We start from the raw sequence: 25,603 nt of genomic DNA, 5'->3' as shown, positions 1-25,603 counted from the left end.
ATGAGCGAGGTGTTAACCGCAGGCGCAGTGCCTGCCGTAGCAAAGCCCAATCGCCGGGTGCTGAAGAAGTTTTTGCGTAATAAAAGCGCGCTGATTGGCGCGGTGATTGTGGTGCTGTTTGTCGCGGTGGCGCTGCTGGCCCCGTGGCTGGCCCCCTTCGATCCCATCAAAGCCAACTTTCTGGCGGTACGCAAAGCCCCCTCGGTGCTCTACTGGTTCGGCACCGATGAGCTGGGGCGCGATATTTTGTCGCGGCTGATTTGGGGGGCGCGGACCTCACTGTTGGCGGGCTGCATTTCGGTGATGATCGCCATCCTGATTGGCGTGCCGCTCGGGCTGATTGCCGGTTACTGGCAGGGCTGGTGTGACGGCATTATTTCACGCTTTATCGAGGCACTGCTCGCCTGTCCGTTTTTGATTCTGGCGATAGCGCTCGGTGCGTTTCTCGGCCCGAGCCTGTCGAATGCGATGATTGCGATTGGCCTGTCAGCGATGCCGATTTTCGCCCGCCTGACGCGCGGCCAGGTGATCGCCATTCGTCACGAGGAGTATATCGATGGCGCTCGCGCAATTGGCCTGCCGGACCGCTGGATCATCCTGCGTTACGTGCTGCCGAATGTGCTGTCGCCAATTCTGGTGCAGGCCACGCTGGCGATTGCGTCGGCGATTATCACCGAAGCCAGCCTGTCGTTTCTCGGTCTCGGCCAGCAACCCCCTTCCCCCTCGTGGGGCGCGATGCTGAATACCGCAAAAGGTTACCTGGAACAGGCACCGTGGATGTCGATTTTCCCCGGCCTGGCCATTTTTCTCACCGTGCAGGGCTTCAACCTGCTGGGCGACGGACTGCGCGACGCGCTCGATCCGCGCAATGACTCACATTAAGGAAAGGTTATGAGTGATTTGGATTACAACGTCAGTTACGCCTCACACCGTGTACCGATGATGGGACGCAACGCCGTCGCCACCTCGCAGCCGCTGGCAGCGCAGGCCGGTATCCGCATGTTGCAGCTGGGCGGCAATGCCGTCGATGCGGCGATTGCCAGCGCCATGGCGCTGACGGTGCTGGAGCCGACCGGCAACGGCCTCGGCAGCGATGCGTTCGCCATTATCTGGGATGGCAAGGAGTTGCACGGCCTGAATGCTTCCGGGCGCGCCCCGGCGGCGTGGAACCCCGAACGCTTTGCCGGGCAGCAAACCATGCCAGAAATCGGCTGGGAGGCGGTCACCGTGCCTGGCGCCGTGTCGGCCTGGGTGGCGCTGGCGGAACGCTTCGGCACCCTGCCGCTCACCACGCTGGCGCAACCGGCGATTGAGTACGCCCGCGACGGCTTTCCGGTATCGCCACTGATTGGTCAGTTGTGGCAGCGTGGCTACAACAAACTGAAAGATCAGCCCGGCTTCAGCGCCTGTTTTGCTCCGGAAGGTCGCCCACCGCGTGCCGGTGAGTTGTTCCGCAATCCGGCGCAGGCCGTCACCTTGCAGAAAATCGCCGAAACCAACGGTGAAGCTTTCTATCGCGGCGAACTGGCACAGCAAATGGCCGCCTTCGCCGCCGAACACGGCGCGGCGCTGACGCTGGAAGATCTCAACCATCATCGTGCCGATTGGGTGCAACTGCTGTCGCATCCGTTTGCCGGTGGTTCGGTGCAGGAGCTGCCGCCAAACGGCCAGGGCATCGCTACCCTGATCGCCCTCGGCATTCTGGAGCATTGGGATATCGGCCGCTATACACCGGACAGCGTGCCGTGGCTGCATCTGTCGATTGAAGCGATGAAGCTGGCGCTGGCGGATCTGGACCGTTACATCACCGATGAAGATCACCTGGAATTCCCGGCGGATTTGCTGCTGAGCGACAGCTACCTGAAACAGCGCGCTGCGCTGATCGACCCGGATAAAGCGGGAGATTTTACCTTCGGTTCACCGCAGCAGAGCGGCACCGTGTATCTCTCGACCGCCGATGCCAGCGGCATGATGGTGTCATTTATTCAGTCCAACTTTATGGGCTTCGGTTCCGGCGTGGTGGTGCCTGATACCGGCATCAGCCTGCAAAACCGTGGCGCAGGTTTCTCACTCGACCCTGCTCATCCGAATGTGGTTGCCGGAGGCAAACGTCCGTTCCACACCATCATTCCGGCGTTTGCGCTGGATGGTGACGGCCAGCCGCTGATGTCATTCGGGGTGATGGGCGGCCCGATGCAGGCGCAGGGGCATTTGCAGATGGCGCTACGCATTATGCTGCACAAACAGAACCCGCAGGCTGCGATTGATGCCCCACGCTGGCGTGTGGTGCAGGGCCGCGAGGTGATGGTTGAAGCAGGCATGGATCGCAATGTCCTCGCCGCGCTGCGCGCGATGGGCCACAAGATTGCGGTGGAGGATCCGTTGCAGGGTTATAACTTCGGCGGTGCGCAGGTGATTGTGCGCGACCCGCAGGGGTTTTATATCGCGGCGACTGAAAGCCGCAAGGATGGGCAGGCGCTGGTGTACTGACGCCGATCACGCACCACTCCGCGCAATAAATTGCGCCGCTACGGCTCACTGCACGTATTTGTAGCGGCGCGATTTATCGCGCAGTTTTTAGATTATCCCGCCCGTTGTGCGCTTCATGCCATTGTTCTATCCTTGAGAACCTTTCCCACCGAATTGAATATATCCCGAATAATTCGGGTTGCAGCAAGGCGGCAAGTGCGGGAATCCCCAGGAGCTTACACAAGTAAGTGCCTGAGGTGAGCGCACGCAGCCAACGCAGCTGCGGCTCGAAGTATGAAGGGATCAGCCATTGAGTGACTGACAGGAGTTGAAATATGGCGTCAGGAATTTCCCGCATCTGGATGCGTAGCGGCATGTTGATGATTACGTTGCTTGCCGTGCTGCAACTTACCGCCTGCGGCGACAAAGAAGGCGATCAACGCAAAGCCTTTACTGATTTTCTCCAGAACACCGTGATGCGCAGCGGCGAGCATCTGCCCAGCCTGAGCGAAAACCAGAAACAAACCTTCGGTAACTATGCCAGCGATTACGCCATCCTTTATGGCTTCTCTCAGCAGGTCAATCAGGCGGTCGAACAGGGCATGCGCCCGGTCGTTGATGAGCTGGCCGCGATTCGCGTACCCCAGGATTACCTGACGCGCCGTGACACACTGCGCCAGGCCAGCGGCAACCTGGGTGTGCTGACCCAGCAGATTCAGGCCGCCAAAATGCAGGCTGACAGCAGCCACGCCGCCCTGAAACAGCCGGACGACCTGAAAAAAGTGTATGACAGCGTCTTCACCAAAGTGGTGACGCAACCCGCCAGCACCCTGATGCCACTGCTGCCGCAATTGCAGGCGCTGAGCCAGGCCGCAGTCCAGACCGGTGACTATCTGCAAGCGCAAGGTACGCGTGTCACCTTTAATAATGGCGGCGTGCAGTTCCCCACCCAGGATCAGGCGACACAGTACAACGCACTGATGACCACCCTTTCCAGCAATGCCCAGGCGCTGACCCAGGCACAGAATGCCGTGCAGAGCGGTTTTCAGTAAAACGTCAGGCGGGTAATCATGGATTACCCGCTTTTCAGACTTTTGTCACTTCCTTACATTCCCCTTTTCTGCTTTACCCCACCCCCGGCATTGTGTGATCTGGCGCATTTTCGACCATAAATTGTTTGTGATCAGCATCACATTTATGAAACAAACCACACCCATAAAAAAGTGATTGTCGTCACATTTATCACCCTGATTTGGTTAAATATTCGGCATCGTACTTTTCTTACACTGCCTTTTTGTGATCAATGTCACCAAATAGCACCCTGCACACCCCAAATTAGCGTGATCTAAATCACATTTATTCCGTGCCCTACGCAGCGTCATAAACTAGTGCTAGAGTCCGCCTGCATACAGTAATGCCACGGCCCCCGCCGTAACGTCTTAACAAAAACAAACGCGCTCTCTTATTGCGGCGCGTCTCAATAAGGGGTGGGTTTATGTCCTCATCAGTGAAGGTCAAAGTTCAAAGCTTTGGTCGCTTTCTGAGTAATATGGTGATGCCTAACATCGGTGCGTTTATCGCCTGGGGTATCATCACTGCACTGTTCATTCCAACCGGTTGGATCCCCAACGCGACGCTGGCGAAACTCGTCGGCCCGATGATCACCTATCTGCTGCCATTGCTGATTGGTTTCACCGGTGGTCGTCTGGTGGGTGGCGACCGTGGCGGTGTGGTCGGCGCAATCACCACCATGGGTGTGATTGTCGGTGCCGATATGCCGATGTTCCTCGGCTCGATGATTGCCGGTCCGCTGGGCGGCTGGGCGATCAAACATTTTGACCGTGCCGTTGATGGCAAGATCAAAAGCGGCTTCGAGATGCTGGTTAACAACTTCTCTGCCGGTATCATCGGTATGCTGCTGGCACTGCTGGCGTTTATCGGTATCGGTCCTTTGGTTGAAGGCCTGTCCCACATTCTCGCCGCAGGCGTGAATCTGATGGTGCAGAACAACCTGCTGCCGCTGACCTCCATCTTTGTTGAACCGGCGAAAATCCTGTTCCTCAACAACGCCATCAACCACGGTATCTTCTCTCCGCTGGGCATCCAGCAGGCGAGCGAAGTGGGCAAATCCATTTTCTTCCTGATCGAAGCCAACCCAGGCCCGGGTATGGGTGTGCTGGTGGCGTATATGATTTTTGGTCGCGGTAGCGCCAAACAATCAGCCGGTGGTGCAGCGATCATCCACTTCCTCGGCGGTATCCACGAAATTTACTTCCCGTACGTGCTGATGGCACCGCGTCTGCTGCTGGCAGTAATCCTCGGTGGTATGACTGGCGTGTTCACATTGACCGTGCTGCACGGCGGCCTGGTATCTCCGGCTTCTCCGGGTTCAATCCTCGCCGTGTTGGCCATGACGCCGAAAGGCACTTACTTCGCTAACATCACCGCTATCATCGCGGCGTTTGCTGTCTCCTTCGTCGTCTCTTCTATCCTGCTGAAAACCAGCAAAGTGAAAGAAGAAGACGATATCGAAGCCGCAACCAAACGTATGCAGGACATGAAAGCGCAGTCCAAAGGCCAGAGCGTGGCGGGTGCACCGGTTGCCGGTGACGCGATGAGCGTTGACCTGAACCACGTGCGTAAAATCATTGTGGCCTGTGACGCCGGTATGGGTTCCAGCGCCATGGGTGCAGGCGTGCTGCGTAAGAAAGTGCAGGATGCCGGTCTGAGCAATATTTCGGTGACCAACAGCGCCATCAACGCCCTGCCGGGTGATGTGGACCTGGTGATTACCCACCGCGATCTGACTGAGCGTGCTATGCGCCAGGCACCGCAGGCTCAGCACATTTCGCTGAACAACTTCCTCGACAGCGCGTTGTACACCAACCTGACCGAACGTCTGGTGGCGGCAAATCGCAGCGAAGCGCATCGCGAAACTGTGCAGACCGCCCTCGCCGACAGCTATGACGACGGCAGCGCGCATCTGTTCAAACTGGGTGCCAACAACGTGTTCCTCGGCCTGAGCGCCAGCAATAAAGAGCAGGCGATTCGCTTTGCCGGTGAGCAACTGGTGAAAGGCGGCTACGTGCAGCCGGAATACGTTGATGCCATGCTGGAGCGTGAAAAACTGACCCCGACCTACCTCGGTGAGTCGATTGCCGTACCGCACGGCACGGTGGAAGCCAAAGACCGCGTGTTGAAAACGGGCGTGGTATTCTGCCAGTATCCGGCGGGCGTGAAGTTTGGCGAAGAAGCGGATGAAGTGGCGCGCCTGGTGATCGGTATTGCAGCACGCAATAACGAACACATCCAGGTGATCACCAGCCTGACCAACGCGCTGGACGACGAAAGCGTGATTGAGAAGCTGGCGAATACCACCAGCGTACAGGATGTGCTGGATCTGCTGTCTGGCAGCAAAACCACCGCCTGATAGATAACTACTTTTCCCTGGGGCGGGCATGCCCGTCCCCACATTCCGGGGCGGACATGCCCGCCCCATCGTCATTTGATATGGGTCAAATTATGAAAGCGTTACATTTCGGAGCAGGTAACATTGGCCGTGGTTTTATCGGTAAGCTGCTGGCTGATGCCGGTATCGAGCTGGTATTCGCGGATGTCAATCAGGTAGTGCTCGATGCCCTTAACGCCCGTCATGAGTATCCGGTTCATGTGGTTGGCGAGCAGGCGAAAGTCGAGATTGTGAAAGGTGTCAGTGCCGTGAACAGCACCAGCGATGACATCGTGGCGCTGATCGCTGAGGTTGATATCGTTACCACGGCGGTTGGCCCACAGATTCTGGAGCGCATCGCCGGTGGCGTCGCCAAAGGTCTGGCCTGCCGCCGCGATAACGGTAATGTCCGTCCGTTGAATATCATTGCCTGTGAAAACATGGTGCGCGGCACCAGCCAGTTAAAACAACACGTCCTGAAAGCGCTGCCAGAGCAGTACCACGCCTGGGTTGAAGCACACGTTGGCTTTGTTGATTCCGCAGTGGACCGCATCGTGCCGCCGTCAGAAGCTGGCAGCAATGACCCGCTGGAAGTCACGGTAGAAACCTTCAGCGAGTGGATCGTCGATAAAACCCAGTTCAAAGGCGAACTGCCGAATATTCCGGGTATGGAACTGACCGATAACCTGATGGCGTTTGTCGAGCGTAAGCTGTTCACCCTGAACACCGGCCACGCGATTACCGCCTACCTCGGCCAGCTGGCCGGTCACGCTACCATCCGCGATGCCATCCTTGACCAGAAAATCCGTGCCGTGGTGCAGGGTGCGATGGAAGAAAGCGGTGCGGTGCTGATCAAGCGCTATGGCTTTGATGCGGATAAACACGCCGCCTACATCCAGAAAATCCTCAGTCGTTTTGAAAACCCGTACCTGAAAGATGACGTTGAGCGCGTGGGCCGTCAGCCGCTGCGTAAACTCAGCGCGGGCGATCGTCTGATCAAACCGACGCTGGGCACGCTGGAATATCAGCTGCCGCATGCCAACCTGGTGCAGGGCATTGCCGCCGCGATGCATTACCGCAGCGCGCAGGACCCGCAGGCCCAGGAGCTGGAAGCGCTGCTGGCGGAAAAAGGCCCGCAGGCAACCCTGGCACAAATTTCCGGGCTGGATAGCAACAGTGAAGTCGTCACCTCAGTGGTGAGTGCTTATAACGCTATGGCATAATGCGCGCCACGCAACACGGCGGTATTTGAACGATGCAGGCAATAATGGAAGAGAAGCAAGCTTTTGAAAACCGGGTGCTTGAGCGCCTGAACGCCGGTCGTTCGGTGAGAAGCTTTCTGATCGCCGCCGTTGAGCTGTTGACTGAAGCGGTTAACCTGCTGGTTTTGCAGGTTTTCCGCAAGGATGATTACGCAGTGAAATACGCCGTCGAACCCTTGCTGCTCGGCAATGGTCCGCTCGGCGAGATGTCAGTCCGCCTGAAACTGATTTACGGCCTCGGCGTGATCAATCGTCATGAATATGAAGATTGTGAATTGTTGCTGGCACTGCGCGAAGAGTTAAACCACGACACCAACGAGTATCGTTTTACCGATGACGAGATTCTCGGCCCTTTTCGCGAACTGCACTGCGTCGTTGCCTGGCCGCCCCAACCCGATTTCACGCGTGATGATGAAGAACTGCGCGCCATGCAGCAGCAGCGTTATTTACAGATGGTGCGATCCACCATGGTGTTGTCCCTCACCGAGCTGATTTCCCGCATTTCCCATAAGCAGGCGTTTAAGAAGCCAGCGGTTTGAGGTATTCACCGCGCGATAAATCGCGCAAAGTCAGCGCGGTGCACAGCCCCCCTGATTTGGTGTATCCTTTCCCTGTTTTCCTTAACGAGTTTTCCCGATGAAAGAACAAGAAAAAGCTGAGATCAAACGTCTTAGCGATCAGCTGGATGCCCTGAACCGCAAAGAACCACAGCTGCTGGAAGCAGGTGATGCCGAGAAACTCGGTGCGCTGCTGAAAGAAAAAGAAGCACTGGTGGTGGAGATTGAACGCCTGCGCGGTGTGCGTGTTGAGAAGCTGAGCAAAGAAGCGCAGCAGCTGCAAAAACTGCCATTCAGCCGTGAGATCACCAAAAAAGAACAGGCCAATATGGGTGCGCTGAAGAAAAGCGTGCGCGGCCTGGTGGTGGTGCACCCGATGACCGCGCTCGGACGTGAGATGGGGCTGAAAGTCATGACCGGCTACGCGAAGCAGCCGTTCTGATTGCGGTTACGCGGCGTGAGTCACGTCGCGTACCCCTTCCACACCTGATGCCAGCAATGCCTGTTGCGTCAGGTTATCCAGCAGTTCATAGCGACGGCGATACTCCGCACGTTTCTTGCTGGCAATCTCTTCCAGCGCCTTACGCGGCATATGCAGCGGCAGCGTAAATATCCCATCCGCCCGTGCTTCACCACCTAACGACTGCCAGAATTCACTGTAGCTGGCAAAGAAGTGATCGCCCTTGCTGTGACGATAACGCAGGCTGCGGAAGACGTGGGTGGTATCCCCCACTGCGCTGATGGCCTGCACGCCGCATTGTTCTGCGAGAATAAATACCGCTTCCATCAGCAGACGTTTAGGGAATAAACCGTGTGCCGCCTTGGTCGCATCACGAATCACATCATTAGAAATATGTTTGCGTGGCCCCTGCAAACCGCCAATTAATAAACTGCGTTGTTGATTCTCATTAAAAATAGAGAAAGACAGAGACGCAATTAACTTCTCTTCAAAATGCAATTCCAGCGTAATTTCGCCTTCACGGTCGAAACGCCCCGGGCAGCAGTGAATCGTGAAAGATTCGCCATTCTTGCCTTTAAAACCCGCCAGTAAATTGTCACCGGGGCTTTGCAGCATCTGGCGCAGGGCGGTGTTTTCCAGGCCAGCCATCAGATGATAGTGATCGAGAATGGCTTGCGCCCGCTGTGCCACGCTAAAACCCGCGCGCAGATAAGGACGATGGAGCTTAGCGGGTAGCAACCCCTGCACCGTTAACATTTGCGGCAACTGCGGCAGCGCCGCCAGTTCATGCAGATAACGATGGGTAGTAACAGGATAAACAAGGGATCTTAAGGCAAATTTAAAACGGAAATTTTTGCTACGCCATAATTTATTTGGCACAAACTTTCCGCTTATTAATTGCAGAAAAAGTGATGCTGACGAATCATTATTCGTCTCAGAAGTAATTATCGTAGACATGATTATTTGTGCTTTTGCAGGACTAATTGGCGCAAGTATATGCCCCAAATTATCAACGACGGGTTAATAAGTTTCGATACGTTGCAATCACTGGCGGGAATATCAGTTTTGTTGAAGATTGGTTTAAATTTCGTTTAAAAAAAACCGGCGGCCATGGCCACCGGTTGCGGTATTCAGGTGCTAATTACTTAGCAGAAGCAAAGCGTGCTGCTGCTTCGTCCCAGTTAACCACGTTCCAGAACGCCTTGATGTAGTCAGGACGTTTGTTCTGATACTTCAGGTAGTAAGCGTGTTCCCACACATCCAGACCAATGATCGGGAAGCCAGAAACGCCAGCGATCGCTTCGCCCATCAGCGGGTTGTCCTGGTTTGCAGTAGAAACTACCGCCAGTTTGTCGCCTTTTTTCACCAGCCACGCCCAGCCAGAGCCGAAACGGGTCGCAGCCGCTTTCTCGAACTCTTCCTGGAATTTTTCTACGCTGCCGAAATCTTTTTCGATGGCGGCTTTCAGTTCGCCCTGCAGGGTAGTGCCGGTTTTCAGGCCTTTCCAGAACAGGCTGTGGTTAGCGTGGCCGCCCGCGTTGTTACGCAGTGGGCCTTTTTTGTCAGCTGGAAGCTGATCCAGTTTGGTGATCAGCTCATCAACCGGCAGATCGGCGAATTCAGTACCTTCCAGCGCAGCGTTCGCGTTGTTGATATAGGCCTGGTGGTGTTTGGTGTGATGGATTTCCATCGTCTGCTTGTCGAAATGCGGTTCCAGTGCGTCGTATGCGTAAGGCAGGGATGGCAGTGAATAACTCATGTTCTTCCTCTCCATTAGTGTTTGAGCAGCACAACCTCGCTGGCGTGCCGCGTAAGCAGTTGGATCATTATAGTTAAATTCATGATCCGGAAAAGGGTTATCAATGCCTTAGTAAAGATAAGGATTTGAAGAATCTGGCAATAGTGGCGCGATAAATCGCGCCACTCAGGGGAATGAAGATTAGCGGCCCAGCTCAGTCAGCGACTTATCCAGCGCCCCGACCAGCCAGTCGATATCGCCTTCCTGGAACGCCAACGGCGGACGCAATTTCAGTACGTTACCGTACGGACCCGCGACGGAAGTCAGCACATGGTGATCACGCAGCTTCTCAATCAAATCCAGTGCCAATGCTTTGTCTGGCGTTTTGCTGCTGCGATCGCTGACCAGTTCGAAACCGATAAACAGGCCCGCGCCGCGCACGTCGCCAATCGATTCATGGCGGTCCATCAGCTTCGCCAGCTCGGCCTGCAATTTCGCGCCCACAATACGGCTATGTTCCTGTAAACCCTCTTCCTTGATCACCTTCAGTACCGCCTGCGCCGCTGCCATCGCCACCGGGTTGCCACCGAAAGTGTTGAAGTAAGGGATTTCATCACTGAACGCTGCCAGTACATCGCTTTTCGCCAGCAGGCCAGAAACCGGAATGCCGTTGCCCATCGGTTTACCGGTGGTGACCACATCCGGCACCACGCCGTGACGGGCGAAGCCCCAGAACGCATCACCGGTACGGGCAAAGCCAGGCTGCACTTCATCCGCGATAAAAATACCGCCGTTAGCGTGTACCACCTCCACTGCCTTCTGCAGGAAACCCGGCGGGTTTGGCAGCACGCCGTCAGAGGAGAAAATGGAGTCAGCGAGGAAACCGGCGAACTTGATGCCGTGCGCTTTCATGTCGTCGATTTGCTTCTGGATTTCATTGGCAAACCACTCACCGAGATCAGGCGCATTGACGCGATAGTGGTCCGGCGGTGGCACCAGACGGGTAGTCGGTGCCAGCGGCTGGCCAGTACCCAGCGCCGGTGACGCGCCAGAAGTGAGGTCGCTGGTACCGTGATAAGCCTCCTGCGAAACGATAATACCGGTGCCGCCGCTAAACGAGCGTGCAATGCGAATCGCCAGGTCATTGGCTTCCGAACCGGTACACATATACATCGCACGGTCGATGGCATCCGGGGTGGTCGCCAGCAGTTCTTCGCTGTAATCCAGGATACGTTCGTGCAGATAACGGGTATGGGTGTTCAGCATCTTCATCTGCTGATTCACCGCCTCGATCACTGCCGGATGGCAATGGCCGATGCTCGCCACGTTGTTGTACACATCGAGATATTTGTTACCTGCGGCATCCCACAGATACTGTCCTTCACCGCGCACCAGATGTACCGGCTTACGGTAGAACAGGCGATACGACTCGCCCAGCACTTTGCTGCGTTTATCGGTCAGTTTGCGCGTATCGGCATCCAGGCCGTCGGCATGTTCAGCACGAAAACTGTTGGTATCCATGATGGTGGAACGTGTAGCCATGGTAACTCCCGTTGCGAAGGTGAAAGGGGTGCATGCGTAATAACCGTTTACAGATATCATGCCGGTTTTGGCGAGAAATGCAACCAAATACACAAATACAACCAAATACACATGACGGAACGATGAAGCTCAGGTAATCTTAGGCCCACGCTGAACTCGCCACAGGGAAATGTCATGTTGCAGGAAACCCGTTTACATCGCATCCGCGCACTGCTGACCACGCATCATCAGGTCAGTACCGAGCGCGTGATCAAAGAGCTGGGTATTTCGCGGGAAACCGCGCGGCGCGACATTATCGAGCTGGAAGCGCAGGGGGTGGCGCGCCGAGTCCATGGCGGCCTGGTGGCGGTGGATAGCCAGCCAGAAGCACCGCTGCGCGAACGACGCAGCGCCCAGGCCAAAGAGAAACGTGCCATTGCCATCGCGGCGGTGCAGCATCTGCAACCCGGCCAGACGCTGTTCCTCGATTCCGGCACCACCACCACCCTGCTGGCCGAAGAGTTACGCACCATGTCCGGGCTGACCATCATCACCAACAGCCTGCAAGCGGCGCTGGCATTGAGTTCAGCCGAAGAACATGAAACGCTGAATAATCAGGTGATTTTGTTGGGCGGCATGATGTCTGCCGGTGCTCAGCAGACGCGTGGCGAAATGACGGTGGGTGAGATTTATCGTTATCGTGCCGACGTGGCGCTGCTGTCTCCGGTGGGGATTGAGTCCAGACAGGGGGCCACCAGCTTCCATCCGCACGAAGCGGCGATAGCGCGCGCCATGGTGCAGCAGGCCAGTCACACCATCCTGCTGGCAGATCACAGCAAACTTGGCGTCGTCAGTCGCACTCAATACGCAGCGATTGCCGAGGTGGATTTGCTGATTTGTGATGCGGGCCAGGGCAAACCTGGCGCGCTCAATGCCCTGCAACAAGTTCTGCCGCAGGTTCAGGTGGTTTAACGCAGCCGCTGCGGATGGGTATAGATGGTGGCACGGCCTGGCTTGCTGAAGCCAACCAGCGTTAAGTTGCTACGCTGTGCCACATCCACTGCCAGCTGAGTCGCTGCCGACACCGCAAATAGAATCTCGACACCACACATCGCTGACTTCTGCACCATCTCATAGCTGGCGCGGCTGGACACCAGCACCGCGCCCTGCTGCCAGCCGGCTTTGCTGCGATAGCCCAGCAGTTTATCCAGCGCCACATGGCGACCCACATCTTCACAGCCACCGCGCAGTTCACCCGTGGGTGACATCCATGCCGCCGCGTGGGTGCAGCCGGTCAGTTCGCCCACCGGCTGGAAATCACGCAGCCGCGCTAACCCGGCATCCAGATGGTCGAGGGAAAAGGTCTGCGTAAAGGGTAAGGGGGTGATCGGTTTGCCGATCTGATCCAGCTGCTCGACACCACAGACGCCGCAACCGGTGCGTCCTGCCATCGCGCGACGCTGTTCTTTCAGCGCCATAAAGCGACGGCTGGATAGCTCGATTTGCACTTCGATGCCATTGCAACCCGGCACCACATCAAGACCAAAAATCTCCTGCGGCGTGTCGATAATCCCTTCCGACAGCGAAAAACCGAGCGCAAAGGCTTCAAGATCGTTGGGCGTCGCCATCATCACCACATGGGAAATACCGTTGTAGACCAGCGCCACCGGAACTTCCTGCGCCAGCCAGTCCGGCTCCGCATGAGTGATGTCGCGCCGTTGCCATACCTGCGCCTGGCTCGCACCTGCGATCTCACTCACATTGCTGGGACTTTTCTGATCTTTCTGTGTCACTTTCTTCGCCTCGCACAACAACCTTACAAAAGCAGTGGTAATATTTAGCCGCTATACTCGCAGTCTTAGTTGGGTCATTTTGAACCGCTAACCAGCGCTCCGCAAAAATAAAATGTAGTAATGTCGAATCAAGGATTATCCATGAACGTCAGCAGAAGAAAATTCTTCAAAATCTGCGCGGGCGGTATGGCAGGGACCACGGCAGCACTCCTCGGCTTTACGCCAGAGGTGGCGCTGGCGGAAACGCGGCAATACAAGTTGTTGCGCGCCCGCGAAACCCGTAACACCTGTACATACTGCTCCGTCGGCTGCGGCTTATTGATGTACAGCCTCGGCGATGGCGCGAGAAACGCCAAAGAAACCCTCTTCCATATTGAAGGGGACCCGGATCATCCGGTCAGTCGCGGTGCTCTGTGCCCGAAAGGCGCTGGCCTGCTGGATTTCGTCCATAGCGACAGCCGTCTGCACTACCCGGAATATCGCGCGCCAGGCTCGGATAAATGGCAGCGCATCAGCTGGGACGATGCGTTTGATCGCATTGCGAAGCTAATGAAAGCGGACCGCGACGCCCATTTTGAGGCGCAAAACGCCGCTGGCGTGACGGTTAACCGCTGGCTCACCACCGGCATGTTGTGCGCCTCGGCGTCCAGCAATGAAACCGGCTATCTCACCCAGAAAATGACCCGATCGCTCGGTATGCTGGCGGTCGATAACCAGGCACGCGTCTGACACGGACCAACGGTAGCAAGTCTTGCTCCAACATTTGGTCGCGGTGCGATGACCAACCACTGGGTCGACATCCGTAATGCCAACCTGATCGTGGTGATGGGCGGTAATGCGGCTGAAGCGCATCCCGTCGGTTTCCGCTGGGCGATGGAAGCCAAAATCTTCAACAAAGCCAAACTGATTGTCATCGATCCGCGCTTTACGCGCACCGCATCGGTGGCGGATTTCTATACGCCAATTCGCTCCGGTTCCGACATTGCTTTCCTGTCGGGCGTGCTGCGCTGGCTGATGGAAAACGACAAAATTCAGCATGAATATGTGCAGGCGTACACCAATGCCAGCCTGATCGTGCGCGAAGATTTTACCTTCGAAGAAGGGTTATTCAGCGGCTACGACGCTGAAAATCGTAAATACGACAAAACCAGCTGGAACTACGAGCTGGGCGATGATGGCTTCGCCAAACGCGACGACAGCCTGAGCCACCCGCGCTGCGTCTGGAACCTGCTGAAACAGCATGTCAGCCGCTACACGCCAGAGATTGTCGAGCGCATTTGCGGCACGCCGAAGGCCGATTTCCTGCATGTCTGCGAGCTGATTGGCGAGACCAGCGCAAAAGATCGCACCACTTCCTTCCTGTATGCCCTCGGCTGGACCCAGCACTCCATCGGCGCGCAGAACATCCGCACCATGGCGATGATTCAGCTGTTGCTCGGCAATATGGGGATGGCAGGCGGTGGCGTCAATGCGCTGCGTGGTCACTCCAATATCCAGGGGCTGACCGACCTCGGCCTGCTGTCGCAAAGCCTGCCGGGCTATATGACGCTGCCTTCTGAGAAGCAAACCGATCTGCAAACCTATCTCACCGCCAACACGCCGAAAGCTGCGCTGCCGGGCCAGGTGAACTACTGGAGCAACTACCCGAAATTCTTTGTAAGCATGATGAAAGCCTTCTTTGGCGACAAAGCGCAGGCAGAGAACAGCTGGGGCTTTGACTGGTTGCCGAAGTGGGACAAAGGCTACGACGTGCTGCAATACTTCGAAATGATGGCACAGGGGAAAGTGAACGGTTATCTGTGCCAGGGCTTCAACCCGGTGGCCTCGTTCCCGAACAAGCGCAAAGTGATTGCTTCGCTGTCGAAGCTGAAGTTCCTCGTCACCATCGACCCGCTCAACACCGAAACATCGACCTTCTGGCAGAATCACGGCGAATTTAACGACGTCGATCCAGCTCAGATTCAGACCGAGGTGTTCCGCCTGCCCTCCACCTGCTTTGCCGAGGAGAACGGCTCGATCGTGAACTCCGGCCGCTGGTTGCAGTGGCACTGGAAAGGTCAGGACGGTCCGGGTGAATCGCGCAACGATGGCGAAATTCTGGCGGGCATCTACCTGCGACTGCGTGAGATGTATGCGCACCAGGGCGGTGTTGCGCCGGAACCGGTGCTGAACATGACCTGGAACTATCTGACGCCAGATAACCCGGCGTCGGAAGAGGTGGCGATGGAGAGCAACGGCAAAGCGCTGGCGGATATCGTCGATGACAAAGGCACCCTGCTGGTGAAAAAAGGTCAGCAGCTCAGTACCTTTGCCCATCTGAAAGATGACGGCAGCACCAGCAGCGGCTGCTGGATTTTCGCCGGTAGCTGGACGCCGGAGGGCAACCAGATGGCACGGCGCGACAACGCCGATCCATCCGGCCTCGGCAACACGCTGAACTGGAGCTGGGCATGGCCGCTTAATCGCCGCATCCTGTATAACCGCGCTTCCGCCGATCCGCAGGGCAATCCGTGGGATGCCAAACGTCAGTTGCTGAAGTGGGATGGCAGCAAGTGGGCCGGTATGGATATCCCGGACTACAGCGCCGCCGCACCTGGCAGCAATGTCGGTCCGTTCATCATGCAACCCGATGGTATGGGCCATCTGTTCGCACTCGACAAAATGGCGGAAGGTCCGTTCCCGGAACATTACGAGCCGTTTGAAACACCGATCGGTACCAACCCACTGCACCCCAACGTGGTATCGAACCCGGCGGCGCGCGTGTTTAAGGACGATCTGGCGGCGATGGGCAAAGCCGAACAGTTCCCGTATGTCGGCACCACCTATCGTCTCACCGAGCATTTCCACTTCTGGACCAAACACGCGCGGCTCAACGCCATCGCACAGCCGGAACAGTTTGTGGAGATTGGCGAAGTGCTGGCGAACAAGCTGGGCATTGCTCAGGGCGACACGGTGAAGGTCAGCTCGAATCGCGGCTATATCAAAGCCAAAGCGGTGGTCACCAAACGCCTGCGTCCGTTGCAGGTGGATGGCAAAACCGTGAATACCATCGGCATTCCGATTCACTGGGGTTATCAGGGCGTCGCGAAGAAAGGCTTTATCGCCAATACCCTGACGCCGTTTGTCGGCGACGCCAATACGCAAACGCCGGAATTTAAGGCATTCCTCGTTAACGTCGAGAAGGTGTAAGGAGAACGAATATGGCTTATCAATCGCAAGACATTATCCGCCGCTCCGCCACCAACGGCGTCACGCCACCGCCGCAGGCGCGCAACCATCAGCAGGAGGTGGCGAAGCTGATTGACGTCACCACCTGCATCGGCTGCAAAGCCTGTCAGGTGGCCTGTTCGGAGTGGAACGACATCCGTGATGAGATCGGTCATAACGTCGGGGTGTACGACAACCCGGCGGATTTGACCGCCAAATCCTGGACGGTGATGCGTTTTTCCGAAGTCGAGGAAAACGGCAAACTGGAGTGGCTGATCCGCAAAGATGGCTGCATGCATTGCGCCGATCCTGGCTGCCTGAAAGCCTGTCCTTCGGAAGGGGCGATCATTCAGTACGCCAACGGCATTGTCGATTTTCAGTCCGAGCAGTGCATCGGCTGTGGTTACTGCATCGCCGGTTGTCCGTTCGACGTGCCGCGTCTCAATAAAGACGACAACCGCGTGTATAAATGCACGCTATGCGTCGATCGTGTCACCGTCGGCCAGGAACCGGCCTGCGTGAAAACCTGCCCGACCGGGGCGATTCATTTCGGATCCAAAGCCGATATGCAAACCCTCGCCGGGGAACGGGTGGAGGAGCTGAAAACACGCGGTTACGACCATGCCGGTCTGTACGATCCCGCCGGGGTGGGTGGTACGCACGTAATGTATGTGCTGCACCACGCCAACAAGCCGCAGCTGTATCACGGCCTGCCGGAAAACCCGAGTATCAGCCCCGCTGTCACCTTCTGGAAAGGCATCTGGAAACCGCTGGCGGCGGTCGGTTTTGCCGCCACCTTCGCGGCGGCGGTGTTCCACTACGTCGGCATCGGACCGAACCGGGTGGACGACGAAGACGACAACCTGCATGACGATAAAGAGGAGCGCAAATGATGAAAAAGCGCGATCGCCTGGTGCGCTACAGCGCACCCGAACGCATCAATCACTGGATTGTGGCGTTTTGCTTTGTCTTTGCCGCCCTGAGTGGACTGGGTTTCTTTTTCCCGTCGTTCAACTGGCTGATGCACGTGTTGGGCACACCACAACTGGCGCGGATTCTGCATCCTTTTGTTGGCGTGATTATGTTTGCTGCCTTTCTCATCATGTTCTTGCGTTACTGGCGACATAACCTGATCAACCGTGACGACCTGATATGGGCGAAAAATATTCATAAAATCGCGCGTAATGAGGAGGTCGGCGATACCGGCAAATACAACTTCGGGCAGAAGTGTGTGTTCTGGGCTGCTATCATCAGCTTAGTCATGCTGCTGGCGAGTGGAATTGTGATTTGGCGACCGTACTTCGCCGGAGCCTTCTCCATTCCGCTGATTCGCGCCGCGCTGGTGGTGCATTCGGTCTCAGCCGTGGCGCTGATTATCGTGATTATGGTGCATATTTACGCCGCCCTGTGGGTCAAAGGCACCATCACCGCGATGGTTGAAGGCTGGGTCCCTGCCGCGTGGGCGAAGAAACATCACCCACGCTGGTATCGCGAGCAGCGCCAACGCCAAACACAACAGGAAAAACGCCCCTGATGAGTATTCGCATTATCCCGCAGGACCAGCTGGAGAAAAGCGATAAGAACACGGCGGATAAAATTCCGCCGTTACTTTTCCCCCGGCTGAAAAATTTATATAGCCGTCGGGCAGCCCGTTTGCGCGATCTGGCCGCGAAAAATCCGCTCGGCGATTATCTGCGCTTTGCCGCCGTAATCGCCCAGGCGCAGGAAATCGTGCTGTACGACCATCCGTTGCAGATCGATTTACGCGCGCGGCTGGAACAATGCGCCGAGCAGGGTATCCCGCCGCTGGATATTCACACCTACCCACGCGATGCCCACTGGCAGCGGCTGCTGCATTCGCTCATCGCTGAGCTGAAACCGGAGATGAGTGGCCAGGCGCTGGCAGTGCTGGAAAATCTGGAGAAAGCCTCCGCGACCGAGCTGGAAACCCTCGCTACCGCGTTGCTGGAAGGCAACTTTGCGCAAGTCAGTAACGACAAGTCGCCGTTTATCTGGGCGGCATTGTCCATTTACTGGGCGCAGATGGCGGCGCTGATCCCGGGCAAAGCCCGTGCCGAATATGGCGAGCATCGTCAGTTCTGCCCGGTATGCGCCAGCGTGCCGGTGGCCAGCGTGGTGCATATGGATGTCGGGCAGCAGGGATTGCGTTATCTGCATTGCAATCTGTGCGAAAGCGAATGGTATGTGGTACGCAGTAAATGTTCTAATTGCGAACAGACAAGGGATTTGCATTACTGGTCGCTGGATAGCGAGATGGCAGCGGTCAAAGCCGAAAGTTGTGGCGATTGTGGGACTTACCTGAAGATGTTGTATCAGGAGAAGGATCCCGCCGTAGAACCGGTGGCCGATGACCTCGCTTCTCTGGTGCTGGATGCGCGTATGGAGCAGGAAGGTTTTGCGCGCAGTAGCCTGAATCCATTTCTGTTTCCAGGCGAAGGGTAAGCCTTCGCCATTACTCTTTCTGCGTGCCGCGACAACCACGGAGGCGTTCGATGAAACTGATAGGCAGCTACACCAGTCCTTTTGTCCGGAAAATTTCGGTGATCCTGCTGGAAAAAGGCATCGTCTTTGAATTCGTCAATGAATCACCGTGGAATGCCGATAGCCATGTACCGCATTACAATCCGCTGGGCAAAGTCCCGGCGCTGGTGGATGACAACCATCTGACCTGGTTTGATTCTTCGTTGATCGCCGAAGCTATCGAACTGCGAGGTGAAGCGCCGGCATTGCTGCCCAAAGATCCCCTGCGTGCATTGCAAATCCGCCAGCTGGAAAAACTGGCCGATGGCATCAACGATGCGGCGGTGATGATCGTGCGTGAAAAAATGCGCCCTGGCGATCAGCAATCCGAAGAGGTGTTGCTGCGCAATCGGGAAAAAATTTTGCGCGGTCTCGATGCACTGGAAACCGCTGCTGCCCAGCGCGATCTGCTGCATAGCGACACCCTCAATCTGGCAGATATCGCTACCGGTTGCATGATTGGTTACCTCAACTTCCGCCGCGTGGTGCCAAACTGGTGTGTGAATCGCCCGGCATTAATCAAACTGGCGGAGAACCTGTTCCAGCGGGAAAGTTTTGCCCGCACCGTCCCGCCTACCAGCTAAAAGTTTGCCCGATGAAAACATTGTTTAGCCAGCTGCCTGCTATTGATAGCCTGCTGCGCGATCCCGCGTTGCAGGCGCTGATTGATGATGCAGGTACGACTTTTGCCACACGTCAGCTACGCGCCATGCAACAGGAAGCCCGCGAACACATCCAGCAGTATCAGGCTTTGCCCGACTGGCATGCTAACTGGCCGGATGAAGCCTTGCGCCGATCCCGGCAGCAGCGCCAGAGCGCGTTGCGTCCGGTGTTCAATCTGACCGGAACCGTATTACACACCAATCTGGGCCGCGCCCAATTGAGCGAGGCCGCCATCAATGCCGTCACTCACTGCCTGCGCCAGCCGGTGACGCTGGAATACGCGCTGGATGATGCCGCACGCGGCCATCGCGATCGTGCCGTTGCGGCCCTGCTGTGCGAACTGACCGGTGCGGAAGATGCCTGCATCGTCAACAACAACGCGGCGGCGGTACTGTTGATGCTCTCCGCTCTTGCTGCCGGGCGTGAAGTGGTGGTCTCGCGTGGTGAACTGGTGGAAATTGGCGGCGCGTTCCGCATTCCTGACGTGATGCGCCAGGCCGGATGCCGTCTGGTGGAAGTCGGCACCACTAACCGTACCCATCTGAAAGATTATCGCGCCGCAATCACCGACGATAGCGGCTTGTTAATGAAAGTTCACACCAGTAACTATCAGATCCAGGGTTTCACCCATGCGGTGACCGAGGCGGATCTGGTGGCGCTCGGCGCAGAACATCAGTTGCCTGTGATCACCGATCTCGGTAGTGGATCGCTGATCGACATGACCGCTTACAGCCTGCCTGCCGAACCAATGCCACAGCAGCTGATTGCCGCTGGTGTCAGCCTGGTGAGTTTTTCCGGCGATAAGCTGCTGGGTGGGCCACAGGCCGGGATCATTGTCGGTAAAAAAGCATTGATTGCCCGGTTGCAACAGCATCCTCTCAAACGCGCGTTGCGCGTGGATAAAATGACGCTGGCGGCACTGGAGGCCACGCTGCAACTTTACCGTCACCCGGAAAAGCTGCGTGAAACGCTACCAACATTGCAGCTGTTGACCCGACCCGCAGATGACATCCTGCAACAGGCCGAACGGCTTATACCCGCGCTGGAAAATGCCTTTGGTCATGATTTTTCGCTGGCAATCGCCCCTTGTTCGTCACAAATCGGTAGCGGATCGCTACCAGTGGAGCGTTTGCCCAGCTTTGCCATCACCTTTCGCCCGCGCGATGGTCAGGGTGGCACTCTGAATGCGCTGGCACAGCGCTGGCGCACCCTGCCACAACCGGTGATTGGTCGCCTGCAGGATGGCAAACTGTGGCTTGACCTGCGCTGCCTCAGCGACGAATCGGCCTTTATCAGAGCCTTAGTACCATGATTATCGCTACCGCCGGACATGTCGATCACGGCAAAACCGCACTGCTCCAGGCACTGACCGGCATCAATGCCGATCGTCTGCCAGAAGAACAGCGGCGTGGCATGACCATCGACCTGGGTTACGCCTACTGGCCACAGCCTGATGGCCGGGTGATCGGTTTTATTGATGTTCCGGGCCATGAAAAGTTTCTCGCCAACATGCTGGCGGGGATTGGCGGTATTCATCACGCGCTACTGGTGGTGGCCTGCGACGATGGCGTGATGCCGCAAACCCGTGAACATTTGCAGCTGCTCAGCCTGGCCGGGCAGCCACCACTCAGCATCGCGCTGACCAAAGCGGATCGCGCAGATGCGGCCCGTATTGAAGAAGTGCAGCAACAGGTGGCGCAGTTAACGCAGCAACTGGGCTGGCCAGATGCGGCGCAATTTGTCACCAGCAGCACTACCCGGCAGGGCATTGATGCATTGCGCCAGCATCTGATCGCGCTGCCTGAACCGCCCTTTATACCCCGACAGCGTTTTCGCCTTGCCATTGACCGCGCCTTTACCCTGAAAGGGACTGGCCTTGTGGTCACCGGTACCGCGCTGGCGGGAGAAGTCAGCATCGGTGATACCCTGTGGCTGACCGGAGTCAATCAGCCGGTACGCGTGCGCGCCCTGCATGCGCAGAATCAGTCCGTCCCCCATGCGCAGGCCGGGCAACGCATTGCACTGAATATTGCTGGTGAGGTGGAAAAAGCGCAGATCAGTCGTGGTGACTGGCTGCTGAGCCAGCAACAGGATCACGGCAGTACGCGACTCACCGTGGCGTTATCGCTGTTACAGCCGCTGCATAGCGCTTCACAGCCGGTGCATCTTCATCATGCCGCCAGCCATGTTACCGGACGCATAACACCACTCAGCGACCAGCTCGCCGAGCTGGTACTGACCAGCCCACTATGGTTGGCAGACAATGACCGCCTGATCATCCGCGACAGCAATACACAGCAAACGCTGGGGGGTGGTCGGGTGGTTCTGCTGAACAGCAAAAAGCGCGGCAAGCGGCATCCTGACTATCTGGCCTGGCTGCAACAGCTGGCGCTGGCGGAGGAGGATGAAGCCAGTCTGCGTACCCACCTTGCACATCAGCCTGCTGACTACAGTGAATTTTCCTGGGCGCGTCAGCTCACGCCAGCGGCAATGGAGACCCTGCTGACCGCCATCGCGCCGGTGCGCTTAAATCAGGCATTAATGGACCCGGATCAGGCCAGCCGCTGGCAGCTGCTGCTGCTCGACGCGCTGGCCCATTTTCATCAGCAGCATCCCGAGCAACCGGGTATCGGCCACGACCGCCTGCGTCGTATCGCCCTCCCGCATGCCCCGGCAGAACTGGTGCTGGCGCTGATTGATCAGACGCTGGCACAGGGGCGGATTCAGCAACGCAGCGGCTGGCTGCACCAACCCCATTTCGAACCCCGTTTTAACCCGCAGGAAGAAGCGTTGTGGCAACAGGTTGGCCCGCTGTTCACTGACCAGCCGCTCTGGGTACGCGATATTGCCACCAGCCTCCAGCAGGATGAACAGGAGATTCGCACCCTGTTGCTGACGGCGGCACGCCTCGGCCACGTCACCGCGATCGTGCGCGATCGCTACTACCTGACTTCGCAGGTGCAGATCTTCGCCGATCTCATTCGCCAGCGTGCCGTTCACGGCGGCAGCACTTCGGCGGCTGATTTCCGCAACCAGCTTGGCACCGGGCGTAAAGTGGCGGTGCAAATTCTGGAGTTTTTTGACCGCAGCGGTTTTACCCGCCGCCGTGGTAATGAACATCTGCTGCGTGATACGCGGCTATTTAACACCTGATTTTCGCGTCTCCTCGCAATTGCCGCTGTAATCCCGCTGCAACTCCAGTTCATCGTTGAACAAAAATGTGCCAGGATGTAAGAATATTTCTTACATCAGGTAACCGCTATGGCACGAACTATGACGATCGATTTGGGTGACGAACTGCGCGAGTTTGTTGAATCACTGGTTGCATCCGGTGACTACCGTACACAAAGCGAAGTAGTGCGGGAATCGCTACGTTTGTTGCGGGAGAAACAGGCGGAATCGAAGCTGGAAACGCTGAGAGCGCTGGTGAAACAAGGTTTTGAGAGCGGTGAACCTCAGGTATTTGATGAAGCCGCTTTCTTTAGAAAAGTTAAAGCCAGGGTGGGCATTTATGAAGAGAACGATAGAGATAATGCCGGAAGCTAATCAGGATATGATGGAAATCTGGCTCTATAGCTATTGGAATTTTGGAGAGTATCAGGCAGATCAGTACAGCAAGAGTATGCACAAACTCTTTTTTAAACTTGCTGTTCATGAATTAGGTCGTAAGCGACCAGAATTAGGCAAGCAGGTTTATTCAATACCCTACGGTCAGCACAGCATTATCTATCGCACTGAACCAGCCAGCGTTATTATCGGCCGCATTCTACATCATTCACAAGATGCCACAGCGATAACCTTCAGTAATCTTTTTATTTAGAAAAAGGAGCGATTGCTCGCCCCTTCGTTTTTCCAGATATGCGCCTTACTGCAACAGCGAAATATCCGCTACTTGCAGGAACAGCTCGCGCAGCTGGGCCAGCAATGTCAGACGGTTAATCCGCACTGCCTGGTCATCCGCGTTCACCATCACTTTATCGAAGAAGTTATCGACCGCTTCGCGCAGCTGCGCCAGTTCGATCAACGCATCCTGATAGCGGCCTTCTGCGAAGTACGGTTGCAGTTTGCTGCTGAGCGCCGTGACGAAGGTCGCCAGCTTGATCTCTTCGTTCTCTTTCAGCAACGAAGCCTGCACGCTGTCGTTCAGCGTTTCGGTTGATTTCGCCAGGATGTTAGAAACACGCTTGTTGGCAGCCGCCAGCGTTGCCGCCGCTTCCAGAGTACGGAAGTGCGAAACCGCTTTCATGCGCGCATCGAAATCTGCCGGACGGGTCGGGCGACGCGCCAGCACTGCCTGAATGGTGTCTACGCTATGGCCTTCTTCCTGATACCAGGTACGGAAACGTCCCAGCATAAAGTCGATCACATCATCCACGACCTTAGCATTGCTCAGTTTGCTGCCGTAGAGGCGCACCGCTTCTTCCGTCAGGGTTTGCAGATCGAGCGGCAGGTTCTTCTCGACGATAATACGCAGCACGCCCAGCGCAGCACGGCGCAGCGCGAACGGGTCTTTATCGCCTTTCGGATGCTGACCAATCCCGAAGATGCCCGCGAGGGTATCCATTTTGTCGGCAATCGCGACAGCACAGGCAACCGGGTTAGACGGCAGATCATCACCGGCAAAACGCGGCTGATACTGCTCGTTCAGCGCCACGGCCACATCTTCCGCTTCGCCATCATGGCGCGCGTAGTGCATGCCCATCACACCCTGGGTGTCGGTAAATTCAAACACCATGTTGGTCATCAGGTCGCATTTGGACAGCAGGCCAGCACGGGTTGCATGATTCACATCGGCACCGATCTGCGCGGCGATCCAGCCAGCCAGGGCCTGAATGCGGTCGGTTTTATCACGCAGCGTACCCAGCTCTTTCTGGAACAGCACCGTTTCCAGACGCGGCAGATGATCTTCCAGACGCTTTTTACGGTCGGTGTTAAAGAAGAATTCAGCATCAGCCAGACGCGGGCGGACCACCTTCTCGTTACCGGAGATGATCTGCTGCGGATCGCTGGATTCGATGTTGGCAACAAAGATGAAGTTCGGCAGCAGTTTGCCGTCGTCAGCGTAAACCGGGAAGTATTTCTGGTCACCTTTCATGGTATACACCAGCGCTTCAGCCGGAACCGCGAGGAATTTCTCTTCGAAGGTAGCGGTCAGCACTACCGGCCACTCCACCAGCGAGGTGACTTCTTCCAGCAGGCTATCGCTCAGGTCAGCGTTGCCACCGAGCTTCAGCGCCGCTTTTTCGGCATCCGCTTTGATCTGTGCTTTACGCGCTTCGTAGTCCGCCATCACCTTGCCACGTTCCAGCAGCAGCTGCGGGTATTGATCGGCATTGTCGAGGGTGATTTCCGGCTCGCCCATAAAGCGATGCCCACGGATCACGCGGTCAGACTGAATGCCAAGGATGGTAGCCGGAATCAGCTCCGCACCCAGCAGCAGTGTCACGGTGTGTACCGGACGCACAAATTGCACGTCGCTGGCACCCCAGCGCATCAGTTTCGGGATCGGCAACTTGCCCAGGGCGGTCGCTACCATGGCGGGCAGCAGCGCTTGAGCGCTTTCGCCTTTCACCTGGGCACGATACACCAGCCATTCGCCTTTATCGGTGTTCAGACGTTCCGCCTGATCGACGGTGATACCGTTGCCGCGTGCCCAGCCTTCTGCCGCTTTGGTGGCATTGCCGTCAGCATCAAAAGCCGCCGCAATCGCCGGGCCACGTTTTTCAACTTCGCGATCCGGTTGTGCCGCCGCCAGCTGGGCCACTTTCAGTGCCAGACGACGCGGAGCCGCAAACCAGCTGACTTCACCGTGCGCCAGGCCAGCAGCATCCAGTTCAGCAGTCACATGCGCAGCAAAGGATTCCGCCAGGCTGCGCAGCGCTTTCGGAGGCAACTCTTCGGTGCCAATTTCCACCAGGAAAGTTTTATCGGTCATGGCTGCCTC

At 56.8% G+C, this 25,603-nt stretch carries 22 protein-coding genes; 17 read left to right on the top strand and 5 right to left on the bottom strand.

What is annotated here, in order from left to right:
- The 7 genes from AC6I8X_RS00635 to AC6I8X_RS00605 all read left to right on the top strand — a co-directional run bounded on the left by AC6I8X_RS00635 (position 1) and on the right by AC6I8X_RS00605 (position 8,178).
- A complete protein-coding gene (locus AC6I8X_RS00635) occupies positions 1–882 on the top strand; it encodes an ABC transporter permease (protein WP_497840398.1) in 882 nt (293 codons plus the stop codon).
- 9 nt (positions 883–891) lie between these two features.
- Positions 892–2,490 carry a gamma-glutamyltransferase family protein gene (locus AC6I8X_RS00630; RefSeq protein WP_497840397.1) on the top strand — a complete coding sequence of 533 codons (1,599 nt, stop codon included), beginning with the start codon at positions 892–894 and terminating at the stop codon, positions 2,488–2,490.
- Between the two features lie 314 nt (positions 2,491–2,804).
- On the top strand, positions 2,805–3,521 hold the full coding sequence (locus AC6I8X_RS00625; RefSeq protein WP_497840396.1) for a DUF3053 domain-containing protein: 717 nt from the start codon (positions 2,805–2,807) through the stop codon (positions 3,519–3,521).
- Between the two features lie 443 nt (positions 3,522–3,964).
- Positions 3,965–5,899 (top strand): PTS mannitol transporter subunit IICBA, encoded by a 1,935-nt coding sequence (locus AC6I8X_RS00620; protein ID WP_313683452.1) that lies wholly within the window; start codon positions 3,965–3,967, stop codon positions 5,897–5,899.
- Between the two features lie 92 nt (positions 5,900–5,991).
- Positions 5,992–7,140, top strand: coding sequence for a mannitol-1-phosphate 5-dehydrogenase (mtlD, locus tag AC6I8X_RS00615; protein WP_497840395.1), 1,149 nt, complete (start codon positions 5,992–5,994; stop codon positions 7,138–7,140).
- A gap of 32 nt (positions 7,141–7,172) precedes the next feature.
- Positions 7,173–7,718: an MltR family transcriptional regulator gene (gene mtlR, locus AC6I8X_RS00610; protein WP_208617271.1), complete on the top strand. Its 546-nt coding sequence runs from the start codon at positions 7,173–7,175 to the stop codon at positions 7,716–7,718.
- Between the two features lie 97 nt (positions 7,719–7,815).
- On the top strand, positions 7,816–8,178 hold the full coding sequence (locus tag AC6I8X_RS00605; RefSeq protein ID WP_313683450.1) for a YibL family ribosome-associated protein: 363 nt from the start codon (positions 7,816–7,818) through the stop codon (positions 8,176–8,178).
- A 6-nt stretch (positions 8,179–8,184) separates the two neighbouring features.
- Here AC6I8X_RS00605 and AC6I8X_RS00600 read toward each other — a convergent pair whose 3' ends face one another.
- From AC6I8X_RS00600 to AC6I8X_RS00590, 3 genes are all read right to left on the bottom strand, one after another.
- Positions 8,185–9,153: a VirK/YbjX family protein gene (locus AC6I8X_RS00600; RefSeq protein WP_416410751.1), complete on the bottom strand. Its 969-nt coding sequence runs from the start codon at positions 9,151–9,153 to the stop codon at positions 8,185–8,187.
- Between the two features lie 184 nt (positions 9,154–9,337).
- Positions 9,338–9,955 carry a superoxide dismutase [Mn] gene (sodA, locus tag AC6I8X_RS00595; protein WP_313683448.1) on the bottom strand — a complete coding sequence of 206 codons (618 nt, stop codon included), beginning with the start codon at positions 9,953–9,955 and terminating at the stop codon, positions 9,338–9,340.
- Between the two features lie 180 nt (positions 9,956–10,135).
- Entirely contained in the window at positions 10,136–11,476 is a 1,341-nt protein-coding gene (locus tag AC6I8X_RS00590) for an aspartate aminotransferase family protein (protein WP_313683447.1), read from the bottom strand.
- A 174-nt stretch (positions 11,477–11,650) separates the two neighbouring features.
- Here AC6I8X_RS00590 and AC6I8X_RS00585 point away from each other — a divergent pair, with 174 nt between their 5' ends.
- Positions 11,651–12,427, top strand: coding sequence for a DeoR/GlpR family DNA-binding transcription regulator (locus AC6I8X_RS00585; RefSeq protein WP_299455537.1), 777 nt, complete (start codon positions 11,651–11,653; stop codon positions 12,425–12,427).
- Here the strand turns inward: AC6I8X_RS00585 and fdhD are convergent.
- Positions 12,424–13,248 (bottom strand): formate dehydrogenase accessory sulfurtransferase FdhD, encoded by an 825-nt coding sequence (gene fdhD / locus AC6I8X_RS00580; RefSeq protein WP_313683445.1) that lies wholly within the window; start codon positions 13,246–13,248, stop codon positions 12,424–12,426. The genes AC6I8X_RS00585 and fdhD overlap by 4 nt on opposite strands.
- A 141-nt stretch (positions 13,249–13,389) precedes the next feature.
- Here fdhD and fdnG point away from each other — a divergent pair, with 141 nt between their 5' ends.
- The 9 genes from fdnG (at position 13,390) to AC6I8X_RS00535 (ending at position 23,479) form a co-directional block, all read left to right on the top strand.
- Entirely contained in the window at positions 13,390–16,437 is a 3,048-nt protein-coding gene (fdnG, locus tag AC6I8X_RS00575) for a formate dehydrogenase-N subunit alpha (RefSeq protein ID WP_313683444.1), read from the top strand.
- Positions 16,438–16,448: 11 nt separating this feature from the next.
- Complete coding sequence (fdxH, locus tag AC6I8X_RS00570) at positions 16,449–17,348, top strand: formate dehydrogenase subunit beta (RefSeq protein WP_313683443.1); 900 nt, start codon at positions 16,449–16,451, stop codon at positions 17,346–17,348.
- Positions 17,348–17,989: a formate dehydrogenase cytochrome b556 subunit gene (gene fdoI / locus AC6I8X_RS00565; RefSeq protein ID WP_332667358.1), complete on the top strand. Its 642-nt coding sequence runs from the start codon at positions 17,348–17,350 to the stop codon at positions 17,987–17,989. The genes fdxH and fdoI overlap by 1 nt, the downstream gene beginning before the upstream one ends.
- Positions 17,989–18,918 (top strand): formate dehydrogenase accessory protein FdhE, encoded by a 930-nt coding sequence (gene fdhE / locus AC6I8X_RS00560; RefSeq protein ID WP_084871637.1) that lies wholly within the window; start codon positions 17,989–17,991, stop codon positions 18,916–18,918. The genes fdoI and fdhE overlap by 1 nt, the downstream gene beginning before the upstream one ends.
- Positions 18,919–18,968: 50 nt before the next feature.
- A complete protein-coding gene (locus AC6I8X_RS00555; RefSeq protein ID WP_497840394.1) occupies positions 18,969–19,580 on the top strand; it encodes a glutathione S-transferase in 612 nt (203 codons plus the stop codon).
- A gap of 11 nt (positions 19,581–19,591) precedes the next feature.
- Complete coding sequence (gene selA, locus AC6I8X_RS00550; RefSeq protein ID WP_497840393.1) at positions 19,592–20,971, top strand: L-seryl-tRNA(Sec) selenium transferase; 1,380 nt, start codon at positions 19,592–19,594, stop codon at positions 20,969–20,971.
- Positions 20,968–22,812 carry a selenocysteine-specific translation elongation factor gene (gene selB, locus AC6I8X_RS00545; protein WP_497840392.1) on the top strand — a complete coding sequence of 615 codons (1,845 nt, stop codon included), beginning with the start codon at positions 20,968–20,970 and terminating at the stop codon, positions 22,810–22,812. The genes selA and selB overlap by 4 nt, the downstream gene beginning before the upstream one ends.
- A 108-nt stretch (positions 22,813–22,920) precedes the next feature.
- The gene (locus AC6I8X_RS00540; RefSeq protein WP_084871633.1) at positions 22,921–23,205 is read left to right on the top strand and encodes a type II toxin-antitoxin system ParD family antitoxin; all 285 of its coding nucleotides are present in this window, start codon (positions 22,921–22,923) and stop codon (positions 23,203–23,205) included.
- Positions 23,171–23,479: a type II toxin-antitoxin system RelE/ParE family toxin gene (locus tag AC6I8X_RS00535; RefSeq protein WP_497840391.1), complete on the top strand. Its 309-nt coding sequence runs from the start codon at positions 23,171–23,173 to the stop codon at positions 23,477–23,479. The genes AC6I8X_RS00540 and AC6I8X_RS00535 overlap by 35 nt, the downstream gene beginning before the upstream one ends.
- A 45-nt stretch (positions 23,480–23,524) precedes the next feature.
- On the opposite strand, the gene glyS is transcribed toward AC6I8X_RS00535, so the two are convergent.
- A complete protein-coding gene (gene glyS, locus AC6I8X_RS00530; RefSeq protein WP_497840390.1) occupies positions 23,525–25,594 on the bottom strand; it encodes a glycine--tRNA ligase subunit beta in 2,070 nt (689 codons plus the stop codon).
- Positions 25,595–25,603 lie beyond the last annotated feature (9 nt).

The organism is Pantoea sp. X-Soil-TKNS-1280 (assembly GCF_059730475.1).
Note: the sequence above shows the minus strand (reverse complement) of the source record. Positions and strands in the feature narration are given on the sequence as shown.